The following is a 12577-nucleotide window of genomic DNA, read 5'->3' as shown; positions in this document are numbered from 1 at the left end:
ATCTCCAACTTTATACGAATATCCTGATTATTAAAAGAGCTCATAATCTTTAATCGCTTATTAAATCGCAGGGAGCTATCCAAAAAACGCCCCTGGATTATTTAATAAAATAAGTCCCACTCTAACTATCCAGAAAGGAAAAAGGCTTCTCAAAAGTCTAATTGACTGATGAGTAGCCTTTTGATTACTTAACAATTATGCTTTTCTTCTTATAAAGAAGAATAAAGATCCACTTACCAGAAGTATAAATCCAGCTAACAAGTACTTAAAGTTATCAGTGGCAGTGTCTGGTAGTTTCTTCCCCTCTTCCGCTACAGGCTGTTGCTGGTTCTCTCCATCTTCTGATACAAGCTGCGGCTGGTTCTCTCCGTCTTCCACTACAGGCTGCGGCTGATTCTCTTCGTCTTCTGCTACAGGTTGTTCCTGGTTCTCTTCATCTTCTGCTACAGGTTGTTCCTGATTCTCTTCGTCTTCTGTTACAGGTTGTTCCTGGTTCTCTTCGTCTTCTGTTACAGGTTGCTGGTTTTCGCCTTGTCCAGGATTGTCATTTGCTCCAATATGGGCAACGATACTGTTCTCGTTATATGTGACTGTTACCTCATGACCATCCGCAGTTATGTTATCGAATTCACCATTCACTTTGTCAGCAGTCATCAAGGTAATGTCCTCGGCCTTATTCAATTCATAATCAGACAGATCTAGATTCAGATCTCCACCATCTAGGTATAACTGTCCGTCTGCATGCAGTTGCGTGTCGCTATTATCCATCGCAAGATTCAGGCTTCCATCTTCCATTGTGACGTTTCCTTTTACATGCAGAGGCTCTTCACTAGTAACGGATACTGTACCATCTTCTACGTAAAGATCTCCTTCACCAAAAGCAGTGGCCGCGGCGGCTTCTAACGTTCCTTCCTCCAGCAATGTACCTCCTGTGTAGCTGTTACTTCCTGTCAGCGTAAGTGTACCTGTCCCTTGCTTGGTCAGCATACCACTGCCAGTTATATCATTTCTCCACCAATCATGGGCGTTGAATCTTCCTTTAGAAGCATCCATATTGACTGTTACATTGTCTAAAAACGCACCATATCCATCAGAAGCTGTTACCAAATCCAGTCTGCCCCACCCTTTTGATTCATCCAATACAGGGTAGCCTGATTCAATTTCTGTGGTATACAATACTTCTCGACGTTGTTCATCCGACAAATAAGGCTGACGGGTTTCCAATAAAACTTCCGCCCCTTTAGGTACGACAGGGTCCAAGCCTTTTTCGCCATTTTGAGGCAATCCGTAAGTGAGTTTCTCACGATAGAATGCTTTATTCGCATCATGGTCTTCCCATTTTTGTTCATCGTATGCACTTTCAAACGTATAATCCTCTGTTACCGTATGAGCATATTCGTACAAGCTCATTCCTTTTGCATCAGCTAGTTCTCCGAATACTTCCCCAGCATTTTTATACGCTTTATCCATAACATCTTGGTTTTGATCAAGGTTGTATGCGTAAGCAGTCATTGCCGTAGATTGAATTCTTCCGCCGATAACATCAAGCGGTGAGTGCATGCCAGTCACTATTCTATTCTCACCCAACTGAGCTGCTCTTGTTAAAAACTCAGCATATCTTTCAGGCGTCGCGTATGCAAAACCGAATGATGATAAATAAGCTGCACTTGTGTGTCCGCTTGGAAAAGCACCGTCTTTCCCTCTTCCATCTTCCGCTTTTCTTTTTACATATTCTAATGCAGGAATTACTTTCACATTAGATTCATATTGCTGGTAATGTCTTTCTCCCGTTGCTTTCTTGCCGCCAGAAGCCAGTGCTTCTTCTGCTGCTTCACCACTGCCGATCGTGGTCCATACAGGTAACCCATTCTCATCCACCACTTCTTTCACTTCTCCATTTGAATTCATTCTCCAAGGTCTTGGCGATGAGAAAAAGTACTTAGAAGGATTGGAGGAAGAAGGACTTCTAAATCTAACCAGATGTACTAAATCCATCGCATCTGTTAGTTTCGTACCTTCCCATTGTCCCATTCCTTGCGACTGGTCCTCGACAGTTTCTTCTTCCAATACTACATTCATATCGGCTTTTGATCGGATAACGCTTGTAGTCGGATTAACAATATCTGCATATGTATTGGCCAAAGGTCCATAAGCATCCATTACACTGTATATCTTATCTCGTTGATCATCATAGTAAGCCGCCAACGCTTCTTCGTCTGTCCGGTTATTCGTAACGTCTTCCACATATTTAATATTAGCTTCCCAAGTAGCAGGATCCCTGATTTCTTCATTAGCGTATGTTTGCTTGTCTGCTACTACCTTTGTCGGATCATTTTTATAGCCATCAAAATAAACGGTAGGCCCGTCGCCATAATTAGCAACCTCACCGTTTGCACCCGGTATAGTCAACACTGTTCCGTCTCTCCAATCAGGCTGATTCATCGACCAAACCTGATCAAATCCGTCCAGGATACCGATAAAAGGATTAGTCCCAGCTATATTCTTTAGTGTAGGATCATTTGCATTCCCGCCATTATCCACTGCTGGGAAAGGCTGCTCAACATCAGGAGGATTTGTATTTAATTCTTCAGAAGTTCCTTGAGGTTTTGAAGGCTTTGTAAATTCCTGCTGACTAGCTGCCAAAACAGGAAGCTCAACAGAATTCACAGTCAGCACAGCAAGTAATAGTAGTACAGTTAGTTTTTTAAAGGATTTCATATTCTTTATCTCCTCTTCTGCTGCGTAAAATAATCACAAGTTCAACTTTAGGGGAATCTTGTTAAATGAATGTAGGGAGATTGTTGAAATTTGGTGTTTTTTTTGTGAAGATGTAGAACAGTGTAGTTAAATACTGAAAAAGTGTGGGGGCTATTACTGAAAGTACATGACTAGGAAATCTAAAAATAAAAAAAAGCCTCTCAAAAGTGCATCCACTATTGAGAAGCTTCTATTTAGATGTTGTGACAACTCACTATTATCTCGGACGTTCTATTTTTTTATATTCATCCATATATTTACCGCTATTAGCTACAAATGAATGGTAAAGTGCTTTAATTGCTAAATTTTTCTCTAAGCCCATTTCAGCTTTCAGCCTTTTTAACTCCTCATGTAACTCACTCTGTTGATTAATTAATTTTGTCATAGTCGTTTTACTGTATTTCATTTGAACACATCCTTAATTCAGTACCTTTATAATTACAACTTTTAAATAGTTAAATTCGGGATAATTGTGCGGTACCGTAAAATCTTCTGGCAATTGGTGTTCTTCTAGGATTTTGTATCGTGTGTTAGTTTCCGTAAATGCTTTATCGATAAATGATTTGAACTTTTTCATATTGAAGCTTGCGTTATTTGTGGACGCAATAATTATTCCACCCTGGTTTGTAATTTTCAATGTATCTTTCAGCAGCTTAGGATAATCCTTTGCACTACTGAATGTTATTTTCTTTGTCCGCGCAAAGCTTGGCGGATCTAAAACGACAACATCAAATTTCAAATCATGCCGGTCCGCATATCGGAAGTAATCAAAGACATCCATCACCTTGATATCCTGTGCTTCATAATCAATTTCGTTGACCGCAAATTGCTCAATCGTCTTTGGCAGGCTCCGTTTTGCTACATCCACACTAGTTGTCTTAGTAGCACCGCCAAGAACTGCTGCTACAGAGAATGCCCCTGTATAAGAGAATGTGTTTAGGACCGTTTTTCCATTTGAATAATGATCACGTAATACTTTTCGGACGTTACGTTGATCTAGAAATATCCCTGTCATTGCGCCATCATTTAAATCAACCGCATATTTCATCCCGTTTTCCAAAACGATTAAAGGAAACTCTCCCTTTTCACCTGACACATAATCATCTTGTTCCACGTATTGGCCATTGGTGTTAAAGCGTAATTTTTCATATAGACCACGAACTTCTGCCACTTCACTCAATGCTTGATATATATCTTCCCGGAAAGAATAAATTCCTTCACTGTACCAACTCACCATATAAAAGCCATCATAGAAATCAATGATCAATCCGCCGATACCATCTCCTTCCCCGTTAAATACACGGAAAGCAGTTGTATCTTCGGTTTCATATAAATTCTTCCGCATTGCAATAGCTTCAATTATTTTCTTAACAAAGAACTTTGTATCGATTTTCTCTTGTTCCTTACTAGTTAAAACCCAACCTATCCCTTTATTTTGCAGACCATAGTAGGCTGTAGCAATGTATTTGCGGTTGGAGTCAACTAAGCGCAAAATGCTACCCTCATCTACTGTCACTCCCGAAGTTTCAATCGCTTCTTTTGTGAGCAGCGGATAGCCATTTGTTATATCTTTAACCGATTTCGGTTTTACTTTTACTTCTACTAACTGTCTCATCTAGTCATCCTTAATTTTTTTTATGATTTCTTTTATTATGCCATTTTTTCATAGGATAAGCGAAGTAGTAAAAATTAAAGGGAGTAGCAATTAGCTACCCCCAATAATACATCTACTACAAACCAACCTGATTGGCGCCGTATGTCGCATGCTCTGTGCTGAATCCTTCAAAAATCAATTGATCAATTAAACCCTGTCTGGAAAAAGAAGTATAATCAAGGTAGTTTTGAGCAGCCTTAGCTGCTTGTTCTTGCCAATCAACTGTGATGTTTTCTGCACCGTATGTTGCATCTTCTGTGCTGAATCCCTCAAACTCTAATTGTTCAATCAATCCTGTTTTAGAGAATGCAGTATAACTAATATAGTCTTGAGCTGACTTAACCGCTTGCTCTTGCCAATCAACCGTGATATTTTCTGCACCGTATGTTGCATCTTCTGTGCTGAAACCCTCAAACTCTAATTGTTCAATCAATCCCGACTTAGAGAATGCAGTATAATTCACATAGCTTTCAGCGCTATTTACCGCCTGCTCTTGAGAAACAGTCACGCTGGCTTCTTTAGCTTCCTGTTCTTCTTTCTCTTTCTGTGCTTGTTCCTCAGCTTCCTTTGCTTCTTGTTCTTCTTTCTCTCTCTGCGCTTGTTCCTCTGCTTCCTTGGCTTCTTGTTCTTTCTGCGCTTGTTCTTCTGCTTTCTTAGCTTCTTGTTCTTTCTGTGCTTGTTCTTCTGCTTCCTTAGCTTCTTGTTCTTTCTGTGCTTCTTCCTCTGCTTCTTCTTTCTTTACAGCCGTGTCTTCAGCCGCTGAGGAAGCTTTTGCTTTAACATCTTCAGAAGCAGGCGCCTCTTCAATTATTGATCCCCCAATAATCGATACCACTATAAGTGCAATCAGACAGCCACCTGATTTCGCAAAGTTCTTACGCCTGTTCCCTTTTCCTTTTACTAAGGCTAAGACAAAAAAGAATACCATACCGGCTAAAGCTAGTAACGTTAAAATGACTAAGAATGATTCCAATGTTAGTTCTCCCCTTATCCCCTATAAAAAACAGCTTTCAAGTACATGTTTATCAACCTTCGTTCCCCTACTATCATACCATGACTAAAGGCGTGTTTTTACCAAATAATGTGTGTTATTTAAATATGTAGTGAGAATTCTTGGTTAACGGATGCCGAGCATACTTAAGAAAGGAGCGCTGATTCAAATCAGCGCTCCTTCTTTTATTACCTTTATTTTTTAAGCTTAACAGGTTCACCACTTCTCGCAGACTTCAAAGCAGCATACGTCACCTCATGCGTTAGATATGCATCACGATAATCAGAGCGGATTTGCGAAGTGTCACCAGTACGAACGGCATGAATAAATGCCTCATTTTCCCGAATATATGGATTGTCCGTATCCTTATACATTGTCTTTATGCCTTCTTGATCTATTTCTAGTTTATCTCCCTGCCAATCTAGCATACCTTTATCTGTATAAAGCTTGAGCCCAACATCTCCCATGCCACCGGGAAGGATACACGTATTCGACAGGTTAGCTACCACGCCATTTTGCAGCCGTAAACATACGGTACCAATGTCCGGCACCGTAACATTATCGTGCTTGTTATGCTGTACTTGATTGCCATACATCGCGTAAACTTCTTCAACCTCACCGCAGACGTATCTTAGCAAATCTACAATATGCGTTGTTTGTTCGATAAATTGACCGCCAGACTTCTCTTGATCTCTCCACCAGCCCACCATGGGCATCTCGCCCATCCATTTACCTAATACCATACCAAGCGCTTGGCCATTTACGTTTTCTTTTAGATACTGAACCGAATCACTGTATCGAAAATGATACCCAACAGACGTTATCAAAGAACTTTCATTCATACGCTCTAACACCTTGGCTGGGATCTTGTCCTCTGTCCCCAGCGGCTTTTCGATGAGGAAAGGAATACCACGCTCAAGAAGCTCTAATTCGATCTCTCCCCGAACCATTGGTGGCGCAACAATATAAACCGCATCAAGCTCCTCTGCGTCCAGCATATCCACATACTGATTATACCCATTTGCACCCTCATAATCGGACGCCATATCTGCTGCTTTCTCTTTGCTTGTTCCGCAAATAGCCTGGATCTGAACTCCATCCATCTTAGATAGAATGTCCGCATGCTTGCGGCTAAACCAACCTGTTCCAACCATTCCAATTTTGAGTGTCATGTTTTTCTCTCCCTTGTTTGTTGGAAGTGAGCTTTAAAAAGAATGATAATGCTTATGTTTCAGCAGCAATGGAGATAAAAAAGAAAAAGCCTCCCAAAAGTCAATTGACAATTGAGAGGCTTCTTAGATTTAAATGGGATTATTTAAATAATCCATTTAAAATTTATTTTAGGCTTCAAATCCTTGTGTAGCAAAGGGGGTAAGGACGGCCTTACATCATACCGCCCATTCCACCCATGCCGCCCATGTCAGGCATGCCGCCGCCAGCGTTTTCTTCTGGCTTGTCAGCTACTACTGCTTCAGTAGTTAGGAACATAGCTGCTACGGATGCTGCGTTTTGAAGTGCGGAGCGTGTTACTTTCGTTGGGTCAACGATGCCTGTTTCAAGCATGTTTACCCATTCGCCTGTTGCTGCGTTGAAGCCGATGCCGACGTCTTCTTTTTTAAGACGTTCGATGATGACGGATCCTTCAAGGCCTGCGTTGTGCGCGATTTGGCGAACTGGTTCTTCGATTGCACGAAGAACGATTTTCGCACCAGTTGCTTCGTCGCCAGTTAGTTCAAGACCTGCAACGTTGTTGTAGATGTTGACTAGAGCTGTACCACCACCGGCTACGATACCTTCTTCTACTGCTGCGCGAGTAGAGTTAAGGGCGTCTTCGATGCGTAGTTTGCGTTCTTTCAATTCTGTTTCAGTAGCAGCACCGACTTTGATTACTGCAACACCGCCAGAAAGCTTCGCTAGGCGCTCTTGTAGTTTTTCTTTGTCGAATTCAGAAGTAGTTTCTTCTACTTGTGCACGGATTTGTGCTACGCGGGAAGAAATGTTTTCTGGGTTGCCGTTACCTTCAACGATAGTTGTGTTTTCTTTTGTGACAACAACTTTTGAAGCGCGGCCAAGCTGCGTGATTTGCGTGTTTTTCAGATCAAGACCTAGGTCTTCTGTGATCACTTCACCACCAGTTAGTGTCGCGATATCTTCCAGCATTGCTTTACGACGGTCACCGAAGCCAGGAGCTTTAACAGCTACAGCGTTGAATGTTCCGCGTAGTTTGTTTACAACAAGTGTTGCAAGTGCTTCGCCTTCTACGTCTTCAGCGATCATCAATAGAGGCTTGCCTTGCTGTACAACTTGCTCAAGCACAGGAAGTACTTCCTGGATGCTGGAGATTTTCTTATCTGTGATCAAGATGTATGGATCTTCAAGAACTGCTTCCATTTTATCTTGGTCAGAAACCATGTACGGGGAAGCATAGCCGCGATCGAATTGCATACCTTCTACAACTTCAAGCTCTGTGTTGAAGCCGCGGGATTCTTCGATTGTGATAACGCCGTCGTTACCAACGCGCTCCATTGCTTCTGCGATTAGTTTACCAACTTCTTCGTCAGCTGCAGAGATTGCCGCTACTTGTGCGATGGACTCTTTGCCTTCGATTGGTTTGGAGATTTCTTTAAGCTGCTTGATAGCTACATCAACAGCTTTTTCGATACCGCGGCGTACGCCTACTGGGTTCGCACCAGAAGCAACGTTTTTAAGTCCTTCGCGGATCATTGCTTGTGCAAGGACAGTCGCTGTAGTTGTACCGTCACCAGCGATTTCGTTTGTTTTGGAAGCAACTTCAGATACAAGCTGTGCACCCATGTTTTCAAATGCATCTTCCAGCTCGATTTCTTTCGCGATTGTCACACCATCATTCGTGATTAGCGGAGAACCGAATTTCTTATCCAATACGACGTTGCGGCCTTTTGGTCCGAGTGTTACTTTAACTGCATCTGCAAGTGTGTCCACACCGCGAAGCATGGAACGACGAGCGTCTTCAGAGAACTTAATGTCTTTAGCCATTAATAAAAACCTCCTAATATATCTTCTATGTTATATAAATCTGTTCTTCGGATTATCCTAGTACTGCAAGGATGTCGCTTTCGCGAAGAATTAAGTAGTCTTTGCCTTCGTATTTCAATTCTGTACCAGAGTATTTAGAGAAGATAATCAAATCGCCTTCTGCAACTTCCAGCGCAACTCTTTCTCCATTATCGGTTACACGACCGCTACCGACGGCAACAACTTTACCTTCTTGCGGTTTTTCCTTTGCAGATTCAGGAAGCACGATACCAAATGCTGTTTTCTCCTCCTGCTCTACAAGTTCAATTACGACACGATCGCCTAGTGGCTTCAACATGTGAGAAACCCTCCTTATATAATCGATAATTTGATTTTTAGCACTCGGGTTAGTGGAGTGCTAACACAGTTATTATAATAATCAAAACGAAAACGGATTGCAAGCATGACACTCTGATAGTTGTTCGACTAATTCCTCGTTTCTCCTGCCAGGGTTTGGACGAATTAACAGGGCGATTACAATGCGCACCGCTACATACTTCCCTGCTTCTTATGTTAAAATACGTAAGATGCCAACTACATAAGTAAGGCGGAAGGAGTCGTTATATTGCCAGCACGTTATTGGTTCGTCATATTGACATATATTGTGATGCAGCTCTCCTCCATACTGCTTTTGCCTTTCGTTCCTTGGATGGATGATCGAGGACTGGATCTGGCAACTGTTTCGTATTGGTGGAGTGTGATCAGCTTCCTTCTCGCTGTCGTTATCGTCTGCATTTTGCTGCGTAAAGACATGCGCACACCAGCAGTAAGGAGCGCTACTGGTCCTGGAATGACGATTGTCTGGATCATTATCGGTTTCTTTGGCGCTTATGCCGGACAGGTGATTGCAGGCTTGATCGAGACGTATGCTTTTGGAATCACGCAAGGATCTGAAAACACGTCCAACATCTTGGATGCTGTCAGAGAGGTTCCAGCGTTCGTACTGATTGTCGTTGTCTTCGCACCTGTATTGGAGGAAATCATTTTCCGTAAGATACTATTCGGCGAAATTTATAAGCGAACAAACTTCTTCGTAGCAGTACTTATCTCCGCACTCGTATTCGGTGCCGTACACGGAGATTTCTTGCACCTATTGCAATACTTTGTCATGGGTGTCGTTTTTGCAGCTCTATATGTACAGACAAAAAGAATCATCGTACCCATCATCACACACAGCTTAATGAATCTGATGGTTGTCATCATCCAGCTCTATCTCACCCCTGAAAGAATGGAAGAAATGGAAAGAATGCAAAAGCAGCTAGAAAATACGCAAATGATCATCTTTGGAGGATAAGAATTTATGATACGCTCGCCATTGCCCGCCGCGATACTCTACCTTGTAATAGGTGTCTTCTTCGTCTATTGGGCCATTCATGACGTACAGGCAGCGAAAGACTGGACGATTTTCAGCATCTTACTTGCAGTGTTCGCTGCATTTGATTTTTACACGTCGTTCCGTTATTTCAGCCTTTACTTCAAAATCAAGAAAATGAATAACAAGAAATGAGGAAAACCAGCCAATAGAGGCTGGTTTTTTCGTTCCCTCATTCCTGTATCGTATGTAAGCTTGCCACTCCACAGATTCAGGATATGCTATATCTTTCGATAATATCTCAAGGCAGGATATCTTTCTCCATCTATATCATGATAACCAGGTCGCTCATGCTGGACGACAAACCCTCTTGCTTCATAAAAAGGTATGCCCTTCTGATTGCCCTTTGCAACAGATACCCACTGCTCCGTGGCGTTAAACTGCTCCTTTTGCTGTTTAGTGAGGGCTTCCAGCAATTTCGTTCCTATTCCCTCATTGCGTCGATCAGGATCAAGGTAAAGCACGAACACCTCTCCAACACCTTCCCCGATCATTCCACCGCCGATAGCTCCCAGCACTTCGCCGTTTTCGATCGCAACGATGTATCCGCCCCAATCCCTGTTCGATTCTGATACTTCTTTTAAGATTCTGTCGTGATTATAAAACTCATCGATAATGCCTTGGATGTATTTCTCTGAGCGCGTTTCACTGTGTGTGGCCCAGTAGCCATCACTGCACACTTTGGATATACCCGCTACGTGGTCTGGATTTGCTAGTGTTATATGTATCATAATTGCCTCCTTAGAAGATCGTGAGCAATTGATGACTACTAAATTCGATACTTCCAGAATATACAAAAGGATTCCAGTTGGCAATAAAAGGATATGACAGACCTTCGATATAGTCGTCGTTTTACTCCTCTGCTTCGAGCTTCATCATCGCCCCAAAATACTGCTGCGCAGTGGTAAAGCAGATAAAAGCACAAAGTTCACTGATCTCAGCTTCTGTGAAATATTCCTTCAATATTGCAAACGATGAATCCGGTACTTCCCCTTTATGATGGTTTTGAAAGACTGTCGCAAATCCTACGGCCACAGACGTTTTCTCGTCCTGCAAGACCAAATCTGGTTTTCCTTTTGCTTTGCAATAAGCACATCCGTTGTTTTGAGCTAATGTACGCCTTACTTGTTCTTTCAAATTTTTGGATAGCTTACTATCATTCTCTAAAATATCGGCTAGCTCCGACCAGGCGGTCATGATTTCTAGGTTATGTCCTAATAATTTTGTGAAGCTCGTTCTACCGAATTTCGACTTTGTAATTCTTGCCATGACTTCTCCTCCTTCGATATATTTAATATAAGTATTCAATAACCCCAATTACATATAGATTTTAAGGTGTTATTCGACTACAACTTATTCTTATTAACGAATTTTGTGAGGATGTTTTAAAAAATGAAAATAGATAATACAGATAGAAGAATTCTAGCAGAATTGATGGCAAATAGCCGCCTTTCCATGAGCGAACTTGGTCGCCGGGTTAATTTATCCTCACCTTCTGTAAAGGAACGTGTGCAACAGATGGAGTCCTTCGGGGTAATAAAGAAGTACACACTGGAAGTTGATTATGAAAAGCTGGGCCAACCTGTCCAGTGCATCATTGAAGCAACGATGAAGAATGGTAATTATAAAGGTTTCAAAGCCCTTATCGAGACAATGGATAATGTGGATTTCTGTTACCGGATTGCCGGCAATGCCTGCTTTATCCTGAAGATGCGTTTTGAGAATTTTGCTCAGGTGGAGGAATTCATTGATTCAATCGCTTCCTATGCTATGACTGTTACACACTTCATCTTTTCACAGATAGATGTCAACGCAAAAAGAGCAGACCGATAAGTCTGCTCTTTTCTATTACTGAAACAGATTGTCTAGAAAAGCATCTACTTTCCTTAAATCTGTCAGCTTTTCATTACATGCTTGACTGTCCTTGCATATATAGTTTCCTCTATTCACATAGGTCTCTTTCCCGCTCTTGACCCTTGTGACGAACAAGGCAACATCATCGAGGCTGTTACATAATGCACAGATGCCCTGTGTGCTGCTATCATTAAAGACACCGGAAATGCCTTTGAGCTTGCCTTGATATTCTACGATCAAGTGCTGCTTATGTGCTCGCGTGTCGAACCATCCGATATACGACACTCTTTGATAATCCAGCGCATCCAGATCAGGCATCTGGAGCTTTTTCGCTTTCGGAAACAGCTTCTCCACCGTTTTCTTCGATACCTTCCGAAATGGAATGACATATTGCTTCAGCTCGGATAGAAATGCTTCTGCTGCTTGATCATCTTCCAATTCGAGGAGACGGTTAAGAAGTACTTGCTGCGCTTTTGTCATATCCGGCAGCATCTCTTCTACTTTTGAGAAGGCGTGGAGTTTCACCCCGTCCAGTGTATCCCTATGGTTTACCGTAGCATATGCATTGATAATATGAGACACCTGCCGCGCGATGAAGTTATATTGGTCATTCCGGATGAATGCTTGTTCTGTAGTTTTTCGTTTATCCATTTTCTGTTCGCTCCCTTATCTTTTTCATTGCTTAGATAAGTGCAAAGCCCGGACAGAAAAGGATACAATGGCGATTAGTAAACAGACTCCTCACACAAAGTATCGCCTTTCCTATTAGGCTTTGCATGAGCTGTTACAAATTCTGACGCATGAGCATTCCTCTCAGTTGCCATCAGGTATCACCTCCACTTCCAGAATATACAAGAATGGGAGTCTTGGCAATACATCACAACGGCAAGATAAG

At 42.0% G+C, this 12577-nt stretch carries 13 protein-coding genes; 3 read left to right on the top strand and 10 right to left on the bottom strand.

The genetic code is table 11. From position 1 onward, the window contains the following. Nucleotides 1-195: 195 nt before the first annotated feature. From ACH6C1_RS15690 to groES, 7 genes are all read right to left on the bottom strand, one after another. Nucleotides 196-2718: a phosphatase PAP2 family protein gene (locus ACH6C1_RS15690; protein WP_374078716.1), complete on the bottom strand. Its 2523-nt coding sequence runs from the start codon at nt 2716-2718 to the stop codon at nt 196-198. Nucleotides 2719-2974: 256 nt separating this feature from the next. Next, on the bottom strand, nt 2975-3163 hold the full coding sequence (locus tag ACH6C1_RS15685; protein WP_374078714.1) for a hypothetical protein: 189 nt from the start codon (nt 3161-3163) through the stop codon (nt 2975-2977). A gap of 12 nt (nt 3164-3175) precedes the next feature. Further along, a complete protein-coding gene (locus tag ACH6C1_RS15680; protein WP_374078712.1) occupies nt 3176-4372 on the bottom strand; it encodes a class I SAM-dependent rRNA methyltransferase in 1197 nt (398 codons plus the stop codon). Between the two features lie 115 nt (nt 4373-4487). Then, the gene (locus ACH6C1_RS15675; protein WP_374078710.1) at nt 4488-5384 is read right to left on the bottom strand and encodes an Ltp family lipoprotein; all 897 of its coding nucleotides are present in this window, start codon (nt 5382-5384) and stop codon (nt 4488-4490) included. Between the two features lie 212 nt (nt 5385-5596). After that, nucleotides 5597-6574 (bottom strand): Gfo/Idh/MocA family protein, encoded by a 978-nt coding sequence (locus ACH6C1_RS15670; RefSeq protein ID WP_374078708.1) that lies wholly within the window; start codon nt 6572-6574, stop codon nt 5597-5599. Between the two features lie 211 nt (nt 6575-6785). Next, nucleotides 6786-8417, bottom strand: coding sequence for a chaperonin GroEL (gene groL / locus ACH6C1_RS15665; RefSeq protein ID WP_095223300.1), 1632 nt, complete (start codon nt 8415-8417; stop codon nt 6786-6788). A 52-nt stretch (nt 8418-8469) separates the two neighbouring features. After that, nucleotides 8470-8754, bottom strand: a complete 285-nt coding sequence (gene groES, locus ACH6C1_RS15660; protein WP_095223299.1) for a co-chaperone GroES — start codon at nt 8752-8754, stop codon at nt 8470-8472. Nucleotides 8755-9021: 267 nt separating this feature from the next. Here groES and ACH6C1_RS15655 point away from each other — a divergent pair, with 267 nt between their 5' ends. Then, the gene (locus ACH6C1_RS15655) at nt 9022-9750 is read left to right on the top strand and encodes a CPBP family intramembrane glutamic endopeptidase (protein ID WP_374078705.1); all 729 of its coding nucleotides are present in this window, start codon (nt 9022-9024) and stop codon (nt 9748-9750) included. 6 nt (nt 9751-9756) lie between these two features. Beyond that, nucleotides 9757-9963, top strand: coding sequence for a DUF4305 domain-containing protein (locus ACH6C1_RS15650; protein ID WP_038558255.1), 207 nt, complete (start codon nt 9757-9759; stop codon nt 9961-9963). Nucleotides 9964-10049: 86 nt separating this feature from the next. Here the strand turns inward: ACH6C1_RS15650 and ACH6C1_RS15645 are convergent, their stop codons facing one another. Together ACH6C1_RS15645 and ACH6C1_RS15640 are read right to left on the bottom strand one after the other, a co-directional pair. Continuing rightward, nucleotides 10050-10559, bottom strand: coding sequence for a GNAT family N-acetyltransferase (locus ACH6C1_RS15645; protein WP_374078702.1), 510 nt, complete (start codon nt 10557-10559; stop codon nt 10050-10052). Nucleotides 10560-10680: 121 nt separating this feature from the next. After that, nucleotides 10681-11097, bottom strand: a complete 417-nt coding sequence (locus ACH6C1_RS15640) for a carboxymuconolactone decarboxylase family protein (RefSeq protein WP_374078699.1) — start codon at nt 11095-11097, stop codon at nt 10681-10683. A 123-nt stretch (nt 11098-11220) separates the two neighbouring features. Here ACH6C1_RS15640 and ACH6C1_RS15635 point away from each other — a divergent pair, with 123 nt between their 5' ends. After that, complete coding sequence (locus ACH6C1_RS15635) at nt 11221-11661, top strand: Lrp/AsnC family transcriptional regulator (protein WP_374078697.1); 441 nt, start codon at nt 11221-11223, stop codon at nt 11659-11661. Nucleotides 11662-11676: 15 nt separating this feature from the next. Here the strand turns inward: ACH6C1_RS15635 and ACH6C1_RS15630 are convergent, their stop codons facing one another. After that, nucleotides 11677-12333: a FusB/FusC family EF-G-binding protein gene (locus tag ACH6C1_RS15630; protein ID WP_374078695.1), complete on the bottom strand. Its 657-nt coding sequence runs from the start codon at nt 12331-12333 to the stop codon at nt 11677-11679. Nucleotides 12334-12577: the final 244 nt, after the last annotated feature.

It is taken from the genome of Terribacillus sp. JSM ZJ617 (assembly GCF_044383785.1).
In the GTDB taxonomy this organism is placed as follows: domain Bacteria; phylum Bacillota; class Bacilli; order Bacillales; family Amphibacillaceae; genus Terribacillus.
Note: the sequence above shows the minus strand (reverse complement) of the source record. Positions and strands in the feature narration are given on the sequence as shown.